The sequence below is a fragment of the Acinetobacter seohaensis genome, from assembly GCF_056431365.1.
The window spans coordinates 45,188-60,563 of record NZ_JBWKMK010000051.1 but is presented as its reverse complement, the minus strand read 5'-3'; the positions used below and the strand labels follow the sequence as shown (position 1 = coordinate 60,563).

15 protein-coding genes and 4 tRNA genes are annotated in these 15,376 nt (G+C 42.6%); 5 read left to right on the top strand and 14 right to left on the bottom strand.

What is annotated here, in order from left to right; all coding sequences use genetic code 11:
• Nucleotides 1–10: 10 nt before the first annotated feature.
• The 8 genes from nusA to tpiA all read right to left on the bottom strand — a co-directional run bounded on the left by nusA (nt 11) and on the right by tpiA (nt 4,141).
• Nucleotides 11–1,495, bottom strand: a complete 1,485-nt coding sequence (nusA, locus tag AC07E5_RS09265) for a transcription termination factor NusA (protein WP_131261098.1) — start codon at nt 1,493–1,495, stop codon at nt 11–13.
• Nucleotides 1,496–1,530: 35 nt separating this feature from the next.
• Nucleotides 1,531–2,055 carry a ribosome maturation factor RimP gene (gene rimP, locus AC07E5_RS09260; protein ID WP_004975871.1) on the bottom strand — a complete coding sequence of 175 codons (525 nt, stop codon included), beginning with the start codon at nt 2,053–2,055 and terminating at the stop codon, nt 1,531–1,533.
• A gap of 322 nt (nt 2,056–2,377) precedes the next feature.
• Nucleotides 2,378–2,454: transfer RNA gene (locus AC07E5_RS09255), tRNA-Met, on the bottom strand.
• Between the two features lie 134 nt (nt 2,455–2,588).
• Nucleotides 2,589–2,665 (bottom strand) — tRNA-Met (locus tag AC07E5_RS09250).
• 77 nt (nt 2,666–2,742) lie between these two features.
• Nucleotides 2,743–2,819: transfer RNA gene (locus tag AC07E5_RS09245), tRNA-Met, on the bottom strand.
• A 49-nt stretch (nt 2,820–2,868) separates the two neighbouring features.
• Nucleotides 2,869–2,953: transfer RNA gene (locus AC07E5_RS09240), tRNA-Leu, on the bottom strand.
• Nucleotides 2,954–3,006: 53 nt separating this feature from the next.
• The gene (secG, locus tag AC07E5_RS09235; RefSeq protein WP_004975868.1) at nt 3,007–3,336 is read right to left on the bottom strand and encodes a preprotein translocase subunit SecG; all 330 of its coding nucleotides are present in this window, start codon (nt 3,334–3,336) and stop codon (nt 3,007–3,009) included.
• A 13-nt stretch (nt 3,337–3,349) separates the two neighbouring features.
• The gene (gene tpiA, locus AC07E5_RS09230) at nt 3,350–4,141 is read right to left on the bottom strand and encodes a triose-phosphate isomerase (RefSeq protein WP_498625295.1); all 792 of its coding nucleotides are present in this window, start codon (nt 4,139–4,141) and stop codon (nt 3,350–3,352) included.
• Between the two features lie 277 nt (nt 4,142–4,418).
• Here tpiA and pilB point away from each other — a divergent pair, with 277 nt between their 5' ends.
• From pilB to coaE, 4 genes are read left to right on the top strand one after another with little or no spacing between them, the layout of a single operon-like run.
• Nucleotides 4,419–6,131, top strand: coding sequence for a type IV-A pilus assembly ATPase PilB (pilB, locus tag AC07E5_RS09225; RefSeq protein ID WP_180060576.1), 1,713 nt, complete (start codon nt 4,419–4,421; stop codon nt 6,129–6,131).
• Nucleotides 6,132–6,161: 30 nt separating this feature from the next.
• Nucleotides 6,162–7,388: a type II secretion system F family protein gene (locus tag AC07E5_RS09220; RefSeq protein WP_004975864.1), complete on the top strand. Its 1,227-nt coding sequence runs from the start codon at nt 6,162–6,164 to the stop codon at nt 7,386–7,388.
• On the top strand, nt 7,388–8,248 hold the full coding sequence (locus AC07E5_RS09215) for a prepilin peptidase (RefSeq protein ID WP_096901344.1): 861 nt from the start codon (nt 7,388–7,390) through the stop codon (nt 8,246–8,248). Before AC07E5_RS09220 ends, AC07E5_RS09215 begins: the two co-directional genes overlap by 1 nt.
• 9 nt (nt 8,249–8,257) lie before the next feature.
• On the top strand, nt 8,258–8,857 hold the full coding sequence (gene coaE / locus AC07E5_RS09210; protein ID WP_004975860.1) for a dephospho-CoA kinase: 600 nt from the start codon (nt 8,258–8,260) through the stop codon (nt 8,855–8,857).
• Nucleotides 8,858–8,862: 5 nt separating this feature from the next.
• Here coaE and AC07E5_RS09205 read toward each other — a convergent pair whose 3' ends face one another.
• The 3 genes from AC07E5_RS09205 to ppnP form a co-directional block, all read right to left on the bottom strand.
• Nucleotides 8,863–9,753 (bottom strand): DMT family transporter, encoded by an 891-nt coding sequence (locus AC07E5_RS09205; RefSeq protein WP_416652797.1) that lies wholly within the window; start codon nt 9,751–9,753, stop codon nt 8,863–8,865.
• An 82-nt stretch (nt 9,754–9,835) separates the two neighbouring features.
• Nucleotides 9,836–10,585, bottom strand: coding sequence for a 23S rRNA (guanosine(2251)-2'-O)-methyltransferase RlmB (gene rlmB, locus AC07E5_RS09200; protein ID WP_004975856.1), 750 nt, complete (start codon nt 10,583–10,585; stop codon nt 9,836–9,838).
• 188 nt (nt 10,586–10,773) lie between these two features.
• A complete protein-coding gene (gene ppnP, locus AC07E5_RS09195; RefSeq protein ID WP_004975854.1) occupies nt 10,774–11,097 on the bottom strand; it encodes a pyrimidine/purine nucleoside phosphorylase in 324 nt (107 codons plus the stop codon).
• A 493-nt stretch (nt 11,098–11,590) separates the two neighbouring features.
• On the opposite strand from ppnP, the gene recN reads away from it, so the two are divergent.
• Nucleotides 11,591–13,252, top strand: coding sequence for a DNA repair protein RecN (gene recN, locus AC07E5_RS09190; protein ID WP_180111240.1), 1,662 nt, complete (start codon nt 11,591–11,593; stop codon nt 13,250–13,252).
• A gap of 61 nt (nt 13,253–13,313) precedes the next feature.
• Here the strand turns inward: recN and AC07E5_RS09185 are convergent, their stop codons facing one another.
• Genes AC07E5_RS09185 through AC07E5_RS09175 form a run of 3 tightly spaced genes read right to left on the bottom strand, consistent with a single transcriptional unit; the run spans nt 13,314 to nt 15,374 of the window.
• Nucleotides 13,314–14,300 carry a CsgG/HfaB family protein gene (locus AC07E5_RS09185; protein ID WP_004975851.1) on the bottom strand — a complete coding sequence of 329 codons (987 nt, stop codon included), beginning with the start codon at nt 14,298–14,300 and terminating at the stop codon, nt 13,314–13,316.
• Nucleotides 14,301–14,356: 56 nt separating this feature from the next.
• Nucleotides 14,357–14,959, bottom strand: coding sequence for a penicillin-binding protein activator LpoB (gene lpoB, locus AC07E5_RS09180; RefSeq protein ID WP_004975849.1), 603 nt, complete (start codon nt 14,957–14,959; stop codon nt 14,357–14,359).
• A 13-nt stretch (nt 14,960–14,972) separates the two neighbouring features.
• Nucleotides 14,973–15,374, bottom strand: coding sequence for a DUF1425 domain-containing protein (locus AC07E5_RS09175; protein ID WP_004975847.1), 402 nt, complete (start codon nt 15,372–15,374; stop codon nt 14,973–14,975).
• Nucleotides 15,375–15,376: the final 2 nt, after the last annotated feature.

The window sequence follows — 15,376 nt, the reverse complement described above, 5'->3', positions numbered from 1 at the left end:
ATATTACCTCCTAGTTAAACCATGATTCGCGCGCTTTCATAATCAATTGACCCGCTTTATCTGTACCTAGACCTTCAATATCTTCGATATCGTCAGTCGCTTGGTCAGCTAAATCATCAACTGTGATGACACCACGAGCGGCAAGCGCATAAGCGATCTCTTGTGTCATGCCTTCCATTGCTAGAAGTTCTGCACTCGGATCTTGGATATTTTCTTGCTGTTGCAATGCGTCTGCCAATGCCACTTCTTTGGCACGACCTTGTAACATTTCAACAATTTCTTCATCTAAATCAATTTCGTCAAATGTTTCCGCAGGAACATACGCAATTTCTTCTAATGAAGTGAAGCCCATTTCTACCAATGCCATCGCCAAATCTTCAGCAATGTCTAGACGTGAAACAAACAAGTCTAAGTATTGTTGCGCTTCATTTTGCTGACGTGCGTGATACTCTTCTTCAAGCATCATGTTCAGCTTATAACCTGTGAGTTCAGAGGCTAAACGTACGTTTTGACCTTGTGAACCAATTGCACGTGCCAACTGATCGCTGGTTGCGAAAATAATGTCGGCAGTACGTTCTTCTTCATCAATCACAATACCCGATACATCGGCTGGCTCTAAAGCACTGGCGATATATTGTGCTGGATCATCAGACCACACCACAACATCAATACGCTCACCATTTAACTCTTGCTGTACCGCTTGGATACGTGTACCACGCATACCAATACATGCACCTACAGGGTCAATACGATGGTCGTTGGTTTTTACTGCAATTTTTGCACGTACACCCGGCTGACGCGCTGCTGCTTTAATTTCGATGATTTCTTCAGAAATTTCTGGAATTTCTTTTTTCATCAATGCAATCAGCATTTCAGGCTTGGCACGTGACAACAACAATTGTGCACCACGACCTTCACGGTTCACGCTGTACAAAATTGCATTCACACGCTGCTTAGGACGCAAAATTTCTTTGGCGATCATTTCTTCACGCGCCAAATATGCTTCTGCATTGTCGCCCAAATCAATAATAAAGCCATCTTTGGTTTGCTTTTTCACTTCACCGTAAATCAGCTCGCCTACTTTGGCTTCATAAGCATCTGCAACCAATGCGCGTTCTGCTTCACGAATTTTTTGCACAATCACTTGCTTGGCAATTTGCGCAGCAATACGACCGAAGTCAATTGACTCAACCTCAAGTTCGCGAATATCGCCAATTGACCACTTTGCAGGGTCTACATCAGAAATTGCATCTTGGCATGCAGGCATTTCATGATCTTCATCTGCCACCACTTCCCACTGACGGAAAGTGCTGTAGTCACCTGTTTTACGATCAATTTCCACACGTAAACGTGCTTCTTCTGAGTTTGTGCCTTCGTAGAATTTCTTTTTCGTCGCAGCAACAAGAGCCTGTTCAAGCGCCTCAAAAATTGCCTCACGACTTACACCTTTTTCGTTACTAACCGTTTCAACGACGGTAAGAATTTCACGTGCCATAAGTCACCTATTCGTTCAGATTCTTATTAATTTGATTAATCTTGGTAAATCAGGTTTGCTTTATCAATATTGTGACTGTCAATCTCCAATACCTGCTGTTTTTCCACTTCGACCTGAATGGTTTCATTTTCCAGATCTACAGCAACCAATTTCGCTTGAAATTTACGACGGTTTTCTACAGCACTGATTAAACGTAACGCAATGGTTTGCCCAATATATGCAGGCAATTGCTCTAATTGGAAAAATGGACGATCCCAACCCGGAGAGGATACTTCAAGTGCATATTCACCTGAAATTGGATCATGCACATCAAGCATTGCACCAACTTGCTGGGTTACACGTACACAATCTTGCACACCAATACCACGACCTTGCTCTAATTCGCCATCTTCATTTAAGACAGGTTCTGCATTTTCATCGACAGCTTTGTCGATATAAATACGTAACAAAGAACGCTTACCTTGTGGAATAAACTCGATTCCCCAAAGATCCACATCACATGCTTGCACTGCTGGCGCAATTAAGTCCTGAAGTGCTTGAGTTTTATTTGATAGCTTCATTTACTCTCGTCATTCTGCTGCGGTTCAATGGTCTTATTTGACCACTACACATTCATACAAACTATAGTAGTAGTGAAACATGACACTTTGACTTTAGGCCGCGCACGGCTTGTATCGACACTACACGATAGCCAATAAAAAAGGGCGTAATCGCCCCTATTCTTGCACAGTAAAACCAATATCCACTGTGCAAAAAGGCCCACCTAGTTGTGAGCCTCTTTAGAAACTTGGTTGCGGGGATTAGACTAAATCTAACCATCTTTGCTAGTTTATTATGCTGAATTCAATCAACTAAAACTAACGTACCACACCATTAGAAACTTGGTAGCGGGAGCTGGATTTGAACCAACGACCTTCGGGTTATGAGCCCGACGAGCTACCAGACTGCTCCATCCCGCATCAACGTGCAAAAATTATATACAAATATGAATAAGTTTTCAATCAAACTTAGCATTTTTGCCTGACTTAAGTTGCACCTTAGTCAGTATAAAGCGTAAAACTCATATTAGAGCATAATCACACTTTTAAAATATTGGTAGCGGGAGCTGGATTTGAACCAACGACCTTCGGGTTATGAGCCCGACGAGCTACCAGACTGCTCCATCCCGCAACAACATGTAAATACTTATCTCAACCTAAAATAATTTAAGTTGCCTACGCTTAATTCACGATAAGCTTAGGATTGATTGGTAGCGGGAGCTGGATTTGAACCAACGACCTTCGGGTTATGAGCCCGACGAGCTACCAGACTGCTCCATCCCGCATCAACAGATTTGCTGCTTAACACCAACTTATGTTTTCTGGATTATAAGTTGGTGCGGAAGGGGGGACTTGAACCCCCACGCCCGAAAGCACTACCACCTCAAGGTAGCGTGTCTACCAATTCCACCACCACCGCAGCTGTGACGCATTCTAGTCGCATCATGCGAAAAAAGAAAGTGCTAAATAAAATTATTCAGCGCTTTTAGGCGCAGTTGGTGAAGTTTCAGGCGATACTGGCTGTGCAGGTGCAGTCGTTTGTACAGTCTGCAAACTATATGCACCTGTGGTTTGTTTCTTGGCAAACACCGCTAAAGTTAAACTGGTTGCAAAAAACAATGCTGTTAAAATTGCCGTTAAACGGGTTAAAAAGTTACCTGAGCCTGACGCACCAAATACGGTTGCCGCACCACCGCCACCAAAAGAAGCGCCTGCATCTGCACCTTTACCATGCTGAACCAAAATTAGTCCAATCATTAAAATGGCTAAGATAATATGTACTACCAGCACAAATGTTTGCATGCTGAACTCCTCATTATTGTGTATTTGCAAAGGCTTGCGCAATTTGATGGAACGATGCCGCATTTAAAGATGCACCACCGACCAAAGCACCATTAATGTCTGGGCAGGCTGCTAACTCTACGGCATTTTCTGGTTTTACACTACCACCATATAAAATCGGTAGAGTCACAGCATAAGCGGTGATTTGGCTTAAACCTTCACGGATTTTTGCATGCATGCTTTGCGCATCTTCAGGTGATGCGGTCTTGCCTGTGCCAATTGCCCAAATAGGTTCATAGGCAATCACAATCTGTTGCCATTGCTCAGCCTCAACCACGGCAGCAATATCACAAATTTGTTGCAAAACAACTTGCTCTGCCTGACCACTTTCACGTTGTTGCAGACTTTCACCCACACAATAAATAACTGTCAAACCTGCCTGCAAGGCATTTTTAACTTTTTCTTTCAAAATGCTTGGTGTGTCTGCAAAAAGTTCACGACGTTCTGAATGCCCAACCAATACATAATCAATTTGACTGTCTTTTAGCAATTCTGCACTGACTTCGCCTGTATATGCACCCAAACCCGCAATACGGGAAAGGTCTTGTGCAACGGTATAGACAGGACGTACTGCTTCGCTCAATGCAGCTTGAATTTGAGTTAAAGCCAAAGTGACAGGTGCAATCCCCAAATGACACTTTTCAGCCTCTACAGGGCTGTCTTGTAATAATGTTTTAAATTCAGAAATAAGTTGCTGAGCATCGGCATGTATTGGATTCATCTTCCAATTGCCAACCACCCAAGGCTTAATCGTCGTAGCCGACATAGAATAACCTGCAAAAACAATTCATTTAATCGCGCACATTCTACACGCAAATCACATTTCTGCTGAGTTTTTTGTACAAGCTTTGCATCAAACTGCTGCATGAAGTATCTTTTCATGGCAGGACTTACAATTTTTTTAGCAGATTAATGTAACTGGTTCATGCTTTTAGGCGATACTTAGGTGGTGACAGCACTTTCAGATATGGTATTTTTGTGCAACAAAAGTATAATTTTAAGATACCAATTATAAACAATCTTGATTTTGAGGACGTTGGGGAATGTCAGTACAACAAGCTACACCTAGATTTACAGGTTTTATTCGACGCTTGGTCGAAGATGGGCTCGTTTCTGCTGAAAATATGCAAACCGCCATTATGGCTGCTCATAAAGAAAAAGTAGATATTGTTCCCTACCTGATTCAACAGCATAAGATTGCCCCTGCACAAATTGCAGAGAAAATTTCCAGCGAATTTGGCGAACCTATTTTTGATTTAAGCGTATATGACTCTGCGCTCATCGTGCGTGAAGGCATTGATGAAAAGCTTTTCAGCAAATATAACCTTTTACCTATTTTTAAGCGTAATCACCTGCTTTACGTTGCGACCAGTAACCCGACCAATATCGAAGCAATGGATGCCATTCGTTTCAACAGTAAAATGAATATTGAAGCCATTGTGGTCGAACACGATAAATTGGTAAAACTGATTGAACAAAACTTTGCGAGTGAGTCTGCTTTTGAATTTGAAGATGATGACTTCGATCTCAACTTTGAAGATGGTAACAGCGAACCAGAACAAGCTGCAGAAGATGAACCGCAGGGTGATGAATCCCCAATTGTTAAATACATCAACAAATTACTGATTGATGCAATTCGCATGGGTGCTTCGGACTTACACTTTGAACCGTATGAAAAAACCTATCGAGTGCGTTACCGTGTCGATGGTGTATTACGTCAAATTGCCACCCCACCCTTACAGTTAGCTAACCGCTTGGCATCACGTTTAAAAGTGATGTCCCAAATGGACATTTCTGAAAAGCGTGTCCCGCAAGATGGTCGTATTAAATTAAAACTATCTAAAAATAAATCCATCGACTTCCGTGTGAACTCGTTGCCAACATTGTTCGGTGAAAAAATCGTACTGCGTATTCTTGACCCATCTAGCGCGATGCTTGGGATTGACGCTTTGGGCTATGAACCAGAACAAAAAGAATTGTTCATGGAAGCCTTAGAAAAACCGCAAGGCATGTTACTGATTACAGGTCCAACGGGTTCGGGTAAAACGGTATCGCTATATACAGGCTTAAATATCTTAAACAGAGAAGATACCAACATTTCCACTGCCGAAGACCCTGTGGAAATTAACTTAGAAGGCATCAACCAGGTTAACGTCAACAATAAAGTGGGCTTAACCTTCGCTGCCGCTCTGAAATCTTTCTTACGTCAAGACCCTGATATTGTCATGGTGGGTGAGATTCGTGACCTTGAAACTGCAGAAATTGCAATTAAAGCAGCCCAAACAGGTCACATGGTTTTATCTACCCTCCACACCAACAGTGCGCCAGAAACTTTAACGCGTTTACGCAATATGGGCGTTCCTTCCTTTAACATCGCAACTTCGGTAAACCTCGTCATTGCACAGCGTTTGGCACGACGCCTATGCCCGCATTGCAAAGCTCCTTCCGATATTCCAAAACAAAGCTTATTGGAAATGGGCTTTACTGAAGCCGATTTGAGCAATCCAGAATTTCAGGTCTATCAACCTGTAGGCTGTTCTGAATGCCGTGAAGGTTATAAAGGACGTGTTGGTGTTTATGAAGTGATGAAAGTCACACCAGAAATTTCTAGAATTATTATGGAGGATGGTAATGCCATCCAAATTGCTGATGCGTCAGCAAAATCGGGGTTTAACAATCTGCGTCGTTCGGGGTTACTTAAGGTCATGCAGGGGGTGACTTCATTGCAAGAAGTCAATCGTGTGACCAGTGAATAGTTGTAAAATTTAAAATAAGGATAAATACGCATGGCTGTCAAAAAAGCACAGATGATGCCCACCTTCGTTTATGAAGGGATTGACCGCAAAGGGGCTAAGTTAAAAGGGGAAATTCCAGCGCGTAATATGGCCTTGGCAAAGGTCACATTGCGTAAACAAGGGATTACCATCAAGACGATTCGCCAAAAGAAAAAGAATATTCTTGAAGGCTTAATGAAAAAACGGGTGTCGACCTTAGACATCACTATTTTCACGCGTCAGCTTGCCACTATGATGAAAGCAGGTGTGCCTTTGGTACAAAGCTTTGAGATTGTTGCCGAAGGTCTTGAAAACCCCGCCATGCGTGAAGTGGTTTTAGGCATTAAAGGTGAAGTGGAAGGCGGGAATACCTTTGCTGGCGCATTGCGTAAATATCCTCAATATTTTGACAACCTATTTTGTTCTTTGGTCGAATCTGGTGAACAATCGGGTGCCCTAGAAACCATGCTAGATCGTGTCGCGATCTATAAAGAAAAGAGTGAGTTACTCAAACAAAAAATTAAAAAAGCCATGAAATACCCTGCAACGGTCATTGTGGTGGCCGTGATTGTGACCATTATTTTGATGGTGAAAGTCGTACCTGTGTTTGAAGAGTTGTTTAGCTCTTTTGGTGCGGACTTGCCTGCCTTCACTAAAATGGTGGTGAACATGTCACAATGGATGCAGAAATACTGGTTTATTCTGATTATTGTGATTGGGGTCATCATTGCAGGTTTCTTGGAAACTAAAAAACGCAGTAAAAAATTCCGTGACTTCTTAGACAAAGCGGCACTGAAAGCGCCTATTTTTGGTGACTTGGTCTATAAAGCGATTATTGCACGTTATAGCCGTACTTTAGCCACTACTTTTGCTGCTGGTGTACCCTTAATTGATGCCTTGGAATCTACCGCTGGGGCAACCAATAATGTGGTCTATGAAGAAGCCGTGATGAAAATTCGTGATGATGTTGCGACAGGTCAACAGCTACAATTCGCCATGCGTGTCACCAATAAATTCCCGTCTATGGCAGTGCAAATGGTAGCCATTGGTGAAGAATCAGGTGCGCTAGATGCCATGCTAGATAAAGTCGCAACCCACTATGAAAACGAAGTCGACAACGCAGTAGATGGCTTAACCTCAATGATGGAGCCGTTGATTATGTCTGTCTTGGGTATTTTAGTGGGTGGTTTAGTTGTCGCCATGTACCTTCCAATCTTCCAAATGGGTTCTGTGGTTTAATGCAAGAATTAATCGCGTACTTTATCCAAAATCCAACTGCGCTCTATATCGCAGTTGGACTTTTTAGTTTATGTATTGGCAGTTTTTTGAATGTGGTGATTTACCGCACCCCAAAAATGATGGAACAGGAGTGGCGTAATGACTGCCAAATGTTATTACATCCTGAACAAGCCATTATTGATGAAAGTAAAATCACCCTGAGCAAACCTGCATCGACCTGCCCCAAATGTCACAACCCAATTCGTTGGTATCAAAATATTCCTGTGCTGAGTTGGTTGGTATTACGCGGTAAATGTGGCAACTGCCAAAACCTGATCAGCGTACGTTATCCAATGATTGAAGTATTAACCGCTGTTTGCGCCCTGATTGTGCTTGCGGTATTTGGCCCAACTGTACAAATGCTGTTTGGTTTGCTGCTCACTTATACCTTGATTGCACTGACCTTCATTGATTTTGATACACAACTCTTGCCAGACCGTTACACCCTGCCTTTGGCTGCACTGGGTTTGGCAGTCAACAGCTATGCCATCTATACCTCACCGACATCGGCAATTTGGGGTTATGTAATTGGCTTCCTATGTCTATGGGTGGTGTATTACCTGTTTAAAATCGTCACAGGCAAAGAAGGCATGGGCTATGGTGACTTCAAGCTCCTTGCCGCTTTAGGTGCATGGATGGGGCCGATGATGTTACCCCTGATTGTGCTGCTATCGTCCTTAGTTGGGGCTATTATTGGCATTATTCTGTTAAAAGTGCGTAAAGAAAACCAACCCTTTGCATTTGGTCCGTATATCGCCATTGCGGGCTGGATTGCCTTTTTATGGGGCGAGCAAATCATGAAAGTATATTTGGGACAATAAGGACAGCACATGCGTTTTGTTTTGGGTCTAACAGGAGGAATTGGCAGTGGCAAGTCTGCAGCCAGTGCGTGGTTCGAGACCCAAGGCATTGTTGTGGTCGATGCGGATGTTGTTGCACGTGAAGTAGTTGAAAAAGGACAGCCTACCTTAAAGCAAATTCAACAACACTTTGGCGATTGGGTTTTACTTGAAAATGGCGAACTAGATCGTCGCGCATTACGTGAACACATTTTCAAAGAACCAAGTGCACGACAAGCACTTGAAAAAATCACCCACCCTGCAATTCGTGAATCGATTATTCAACAATTAGATACTGCCGACAGTCCCTATGTGGTTTTGGTTTCACCACTCTTGTTTGAAACCAATCAACATCAATTGACCCGACATACATTATTGATTGATGCTACTGAAGCCCTACAAATTCACCGTGCTTCACAACGTGATGGTCAAACGGTTGAGCAAATTCATAAAATTATTCAAGCACAAATGCCACGTGCTGAAAAACAACGCCTAGCCGATGACATTGTGCTAAATGATGGGCATTTAGATCATTTGTATAGCAAACTTGAAGTATTGCATCAGCAGTATTTAAAGCGAGCGATGCAGTAAGCAAATTAATCTGACTGTTGTTTTTGCTGTTCAAGTTGAGCTTTTAAGCTGTCAGGTCGGGCCCACCAACGCCAAGGTTGCAAAGCACCAATCCCCATACCCACCAAGCCACATAAAATTGCTAAACTCAAAGGTTCACCCAATAAAGGGACAGCAAGAATCGCAGCGATAAACGGCGCCAAGGTCACAATACTGCCAGTTTTGAATGCTCCCAAACGCTTAATTGCCTCGACATAGCTAAGTGTTGCGATGATCACCACAAACACTCCATGAAAAATAGTTTGCAGCAATAAATGAATCGGTTCAGGTGTGCTGAGTTGTTTCGGGAAAAACAGTACGTAAATCGGGACATAGACGATTGCCGACCAAATTGCGACACCCGCCATAGCATGCCAAGCGGAAAGCTTCCATTGTCTTAATAAAACCGTAAACACACCCCACCAAATAGCGCTGATAAAAAACAGTCCATCCCCAAGTCCAAAGGCAACACCTGTTTCTTGATACATCAGCGCACTCATACCCGCAATGGCGGTCAGCATAATTACAATACTGATCCATGTATGGCGGTCAAAAGGCACTCGAAATAACATCCAAGCAGCAATGGCGGTACAAACAGGAATACAGCCATTCAAAAAAATGGCAGCATGCGCAGCAGGTACATAATGAAAAGCACTATACGCAGTCAGGCAATAGCCCACTCCACCAATCATTGCCAAAATAAAAGGCTCTTTTTTCCATAAAAATGCCGTATCTTTTTTCCAGATAAGAATCGGCATTAAAATACAAAAAGCCAAAGCAAAGCGTAAGGCGGTAATATCCCAAGCACTGATCTGCCATTGTGCATTCAGCCGAGCAGTTAGGGTAAAACCACCCCAAATGCACATGGTAACAAGCATCAAAGCATAACCTTGCTTTTGGGGAGATAGACGAATCACGGTGTTGAAAGCATCAATAAAATAGCAAATACAAAATCAGCAATTAAGCCTGACGCTGACGACAAGCTTCATACAAGGCCATACCTGTTGCAACACTGACATTCAGACTTTGCAGATTTCCTGCCATTGGAATAAATACGGTTTGATCACATTGTGACTGGGTAATTGGGCGTAAACCTGTATCTTCTGCGCCCATCACCACGCATACTGCTGTGCCTGTAAAGTCAAATTGCTGAATTGGCAAAGCTTTTTCATCCAGCATCGTACCCACCACGCGCACATTAAACTCTTGTTTCAAATGCGCCAAAGTACGTGCCAAATTGGTCACTTGGATAAATTTGACTTTTTCTGCACCACCTGCAGCTACTTTGCGTGCAGTTGGGGTCAAACTTGCTGAACGATCACGCGGCACAATCACGGCAGTAACCCCCATCGCAGCGGCAGTACGGATACACGCACCCAAGTTATGCGGGTCGGTGACTTGGTCGAGCGCCAAAAGTAAAGGCTTGCTATCAGCCTGCAACAAGGCATCCAAGTCTTTTTCATTCAGAGTTGGATGTGGGCGTACTGCAGCCACCACTCCTTGGTGAAAAGGCAAACCTGCCAGTTTTTCCAAGCTGTCACGGCTGGCTTTTTGCACACTAATGCCAAATGGTTCGGCAAGTTCTAAAATCTTTTGTAAACGCTGATCATCACGCCCTTTTAAGGTAAAAAGAGTTAAGACGCGCTCTGGCTCAAGCTCCAATAATGACTCCACCGAGTGAACGCCATAATAATATTCAGGTTTTGCCATGAACGACCTCTAATTAATGCACCAATAAACCAGCGAAAACGAAAAATCCTGCAAAGCTGACTTTACAGGATTTCAATAAGATCTAGTTTAACCGATTCGGGTGAAAATTTCTTGATTCAATTCCGCTTGATTGGGTGCTCAAGCAGGAGAAAAATGAAATCTTAATTCAATACCCTATTATCGGCTGATTAGCCTTCTAAGTGGCACACGTAATCGAGCACTTCATCGGTTTCGATGCTGAAACGGCTATTGCCAGGCACATAGAACGATTGACCCGCGCGGAATAATTCACTTTCTTCGCTATCGGCAATTTTGACACGACATTCACCTGAAATAATTTCCATACGTTCAGGTACATGCGTTTCGAAAGTCAAGGCTTGTTCAGTCGGTAAAATTACCCCTAAGGTTTTTTTGGTACCGTCTTCAAATTGCACCGTGTGACTGATGCATTGCCCACCAAAATAGACATTCGACTTTTTCACAACTGATACATGATCAAACTGAGCTGACATGCGTATTCTCCAGGTAACGCGTTTTTATATTTTTGACTGATGTAGTTTAATTCTGTCCTCAGAACTAATCAATCTGTGTTTACAGTGGGCTTTGCGTAAATTGAACAATGTTTCAATACGCAGCATGCAACACGCTGACAGCACAGTCTAAGCCAATGCCAGAGGCATGCAAAGTACTCTGCTCTAGATTCTTCCCCACTAAAGTGCTAAATCTGAATGTGAAACAGATCACAAATAGTATGTGTATCATTTAAGTTTCACCCGATCAGGCAGCACCTAAAAACTTCCTAAGCGAATATACTGCAATTTGATGACTATCAAATGAAATGGTCAACGAGTCTTGCGTTTTATATAGGATGCTTATCGGGTACATTTTTTGTTGTTTGTGCTGCAATTTAAGCTAGAATTAAACAGACGAAAATAACAGCCTTGTTATGGCATTTCCAAAACTTAACTCTCTTTCACTGACACTTTTCGCAGCTTGGATGCGTTTATGCTGACTCATTTAACACTGATTAACTTTGCCCTTGCCGACCACTTAGCACTGGATATTGAAACAGGTTTTAACGTTCTAACAGGGGAAACAGGTGCCGGTAAATCCTTACTATTAGATGCACTCTCTGCCTGTTTAGGTGAACGTACCGATACCAATTATGTGCGTTTTGGCTCAGATAAAGCCGATGTGACTGCGAGTTTCAGTTATCAGAACAATAGCCCTGAAGCACAATGGCTAAAAGAACATGAATTAGATGATGAGTCTGGTGAAATCCATTTACGTCGGGTAATTTTTGCCACAGGACGCAGCAAGGCATGGATTAATGGACGCCCAAGCAGTTTGTCAGAGCTGAAAGAAATTGGACGCTTGCTAGTACAGCTATATAGCCAGCACAGCCAACAACAATTGTTGGAACCGCCTTATCCAAAGCACTGGCTTGATCGTTATTATAATTTTTATACCCCTGCCCAAGCAGTACGTGATGCTTATAGTACCTGGCAAAAAAATATCCGACAGCATCAGGCGGCGCTGGATGCACAGGCAACTCGCAAGCAGCGCATCGAAACTCTAAACTTACAGCTCGAAGAACTCGAAGAACTGGTACAAATCGATTATAAGGAGATTGAACAAGAGTTTGATCGCCTAAGCCATCATGAACATATCATGCAGGACTGCAGTTATAGCTTAAATGCCTTGGACGAAGCCGAGCAAAACATCACTCAGGAAATTGCTTCGATTATTCGCCGCTTGGAATCGCATGCGGGACGAAGTGAACAATTATCAGAAATTTATAACTCATTGTTAAATGCGCAAAGTGAATTAGATGATGCGACAGCCAATTTACGTCAGTTTATTGATCGTCAAAGCTTTGACCCTGAACGCATGGAAGAACTGAATCAAAAATTAGAAGTCTTTCATCGTTTAGCGCGTAAATACCGCACACAACCTGAATTATTAAAACAAGAATTTGATACTTGGCAAGCCGAACTCACGGCTTTACATGAACTGGAAGATCCTGAAACTTTGGCAGAACAAGTCGAAGTGGCACATCAGGACTTCTTAGCCAAAGCACAACATTTAGATGATATCCGTCGTGAAGCAGCTGCACCGCTCGCTAAACAACTAACCGAGCAAGTTAAACAATTGGCACTGCCTGAGGCACATTTTGAATTTAAGTTTGAACCTTTAGAGCAGGTTTCTGCGGAGGGGTTAAGTTTTATTCAACTACTGTTTACTGCCAACAAAGGTATTCCTGCTCAGCCATTAGCACGTGTGGCTTCTGGTGGCGAATTATCGCGGATTGCCTTGGTCATGCAAGTCATGAATGCCGAAAAAACCGAAGCTGAAGTTTTGGTTTTTGATGAAATTGATGTCGGGATTAGTGGTGGTACTGCTGAAATTGTGGGGCGTTTGCTCGCAGGTTTGGCGCAACACGTTCAAATTTTATGTATTACCCACCAAGCACAAGTAGCTGCACAGTCTGATCAGCACCTTTTGGTGAAAAAGCGTCAGACCGATCCTGCCAGCAGTACCATTGTTGAATTAGAAGAAGATGCGCGTATTTTAGAATTGGCACGCATGACAGGCGGTGTTGAAATTAATGACACTACCTTGCAACACGCCAAACAATTACGCCAATTGAAGTTTCAACAGGCTTAAAAAATAAATCCCCTGATTTTCAGGGGGATTTATTTAGGTCTAAAACAAGCTTAATCATTATTTACCATTTCACAGGTTGGTCACTTGAACCAGGTGTCATTTCATAACCTGGAGAGGTATCATAAAATTGACTGCTAGAAGATTGCACAGGTTGTAGTTTAAGACCCTGTAAAATTTCAGGATTTAAACTTTGGGCAATCTTATCTGCAGTACTATCATTTAAACTATTATTTAAAAGATTCTGTGTCATCAAGTTCGATAAGGTACGATTAAAAGTCCCTGCCGCAACTACCTTACTGGTATTCGCTTCAATCACTCGCCACGTTAAACGCACCTGCTCTGCACCAGCATTTAACCCATACATTTGTTGACCGCTAGCAACTGACAAATCGTTAATACGCCCCACGAGTAAATAATCAGCACCTACTTTTTGACCAATACGCGCTAACTCATGCGGTGCACCATCCCAATACAGGAAGTCATTTTCAAATTGCATTTCATCTATGTAATGACGATCAACAACACTTAACTGCCCTGACTGTGCCAAATAAGTACCTAAAGTATCTGATAATTCTTGACTAAACTCAGAAGCAGAAGCACCGCTGGCTAAGCGGTTATTTTTTTCTGCCATTTGAAATGGCAAGACTGCAATACGGCGCATGTGTTGATCTTGTACAGTAGATTCAAACTTCACCACATGTGCGCGAACTTTAGCGCGATAATTATTTTTAGCACCAGAAACACTCAAGACCTGAAACTTGGTGACAGAACCCGAACCTTGATTGGCTACACTAAATACAGGTGAAACTTTACCCGTATATGTCCAGCCCTGATTATTTACAGATAAAGAAACTGTTTCTTCATAATTCATTTGTGACGATACCGAAGCACCATTCACCGATTGAACTGCAATCAATAATGCTTCAGAAATAGCTTGGTGTTGTGTTGGACCACTACCCGTTGCCTCTTTAATCACTTCTTTAATCGCAGCAAAAGCAGGACTGCACAGTAATCCAGATAATAAGCCTGCAAATAATATTTTTTTCATGTTCTATTCTTCAACAGCAACTGCGCTTACCACAGCGCAGTTGCTTTCAGATTAAATTAAAGACCAAAAGTTGAGCGCTTTGCTGCCTTACGGATTTCTTTTTCGCCTGTCCACTCTACAATGCCAGTTTGTAAGTTCTGCAATTTAAATGTGAACTTGTAATACACATCGCTCTTACCACCTGCATTTTTTACAATACTAGATAGATTGCCATTGAGCATATATTCAGCACCGATATGTCCACCAGTACGCACTGCAGTCGCTTGATTGACCATGCCGCTTTGCTTTTGATAGGCAAGTTGCTGCGCCATCGCATTGACAGATTTCATATCTACAAAACGAAACTTCCCTGAATTAATTAATTTGTTCTGAATCGTATCTGTAATAGATTCTGTATCGATATGTTCTTGTGTCTTGTTATGAATACGATCAAGCACAATGACTGGACGACGAGTTTGCGTCATTTGCACCACAGGTGGGAAGGTCAGCATATCATCCACCATCTTTGCAGCAATCATTTGTAGATCTGTCGATCCAAAATCTTTCGTTAAAGTTTCTACAGCTTGAGCATCACCATAACTCACTGCACTACCCGTTGTTGCACAACCTGTTGCCAAAACAGAAGTTGCTACCACAGCCATGATTAACTTTGCATTCATTGCTCTATCTCGCTTATTTCTTTAAATACACAACAACATCTACAGCCGATGGATTTGGTGCTAAAGATTGCACGCCCTTCACCTCTCGACCCGTTAACTGAATTGGTTTCCAAATCGCACCTTCAGGGTTCACTTCTGCCCCATGTGCATCGACCCATACGATTTTGTAGCTAAAATCTTTGTTATTGAAACGGCGGTTTTTAATGGCAATTGATGCCTTTTTTAAGTCGCCTGCCATAGACATTCCCACACGCTCAACAAATACCTCAGTGGTTAAGACTGGGTTATTGGTAATGGTGCGAATACTTACTTCGTTATTCGCATCTGTCTGTGTAGACAAAGCATTAGGGGCTGTACATCCAACCATCGCCGCAGCACTAAGACCGAGTAATGCGAGTTTTAACTGATTTTTCATAA

Excerpts from the sequence above, each read along its gene's own strand:
- nusA (WP_131261098.1), bottom strand. The coding sequence starts at position 1,495 with ATGGCACGTGAAATTCTTACCGTCGTTGAAACGGTTAGTAACGAAAAA.
- AC07E5_RS09175 (WP_004975847.1), bottom strand. The coding sequence starts at position 15,374 with ATGAAAAATCAGTTAAAACTCGCATTACTCGGTCTTAGTGCTGCGGCG.
- AC07E5_RS09220 (WP_004975864.1), top strand. The coding sequence starts at position 6,162 with ATGGCTGTCAAAAAAGCACAGATGATGCCCACCTTCGTTTATGAAGGG.
- AC07E5_RS09185 (WP_004975851.1), bottom strand. The coding sequence starts at position 14,300 with ATGAAAAAAATATTATTTGCAGGCTTATTATCTGGATTACTGTGCAGT.
- rimP (WP_004975871.1), bottom strand. The coding sequence starts at position 2,055 with ATGAAGCTATCAAATAAAACTCAAGCACTTCAGGACTTAATTGCGCCA.
- secG (WP_004975868.1), bottom strand. The coding sequence starts at position 3,336 with ATGCAAACATTTGTGCTGGTAGTACATATTATCTTAGCCATTTTAATG.
- AC07E5_RS09215 (WP_096901344.1), top strand. The coding sequence starts at position 7,388 with ATGCAAGAATTAATCGCGTACTTTATCCAAAATCCAACTGCGCTCTAT.
- tpiA (WP_498625295.1), bottom strand. The coding sequence starts at position 4,141 with ATGTCGGCTACGACGATTAAGCCTTGGGTGGTTGGCAATTGGAAGATG.
- ppnP (WP_004975854.1), bottom strand. The coding sequence starts at position 11,097 with ATGTCAGCTCAGTTTGATCATGTATCAGTTGTGAAAAAGTCGAATGTC.
- lpoB (WP_004975849.1), bottom strand. The coding sequence starts at position 14,959 with ATGAATGCAAAGTTAATCATGGCTGTGGTAGCAACTTCTGTTTTGGCA.
- recN (WP_180111240.1), top strand. The coding sequence starts at position 11,591 with ATGCTGACTCATTTAACACTGATTAACTTTGCCCTTGCCGACCACTTA.
- rlmB (WP_004975856.1), bottom strand. The coding sequence starts at position 10,585 with ATGGCAAAACCTGAATATTATTATGGCGTTCACTCGGTGGAGTCATTA.
- pilB (WP_180060576.1), top strand. The coding sequence starts at position 4,419 with ATGTCAGTACAACAAGCTACACCTAGATTTACAGGTTTTATTCGACGC.
- coaE (WP_004975860.1), top strand. The coding sequence starts at position 8,258 with ATGCGTTTTGTTTTGGGTCTAACAGGAGGAATTGGCAGTGGCAAGTCT.
- AC07E5_RS09205 (WP_416652797.1), bottom strand. The coding sequence starts at position 9,753 with ATGCTTGTTACCATGTGCATTTGGGGTGGTTTTACCCTAACTGCTCGG.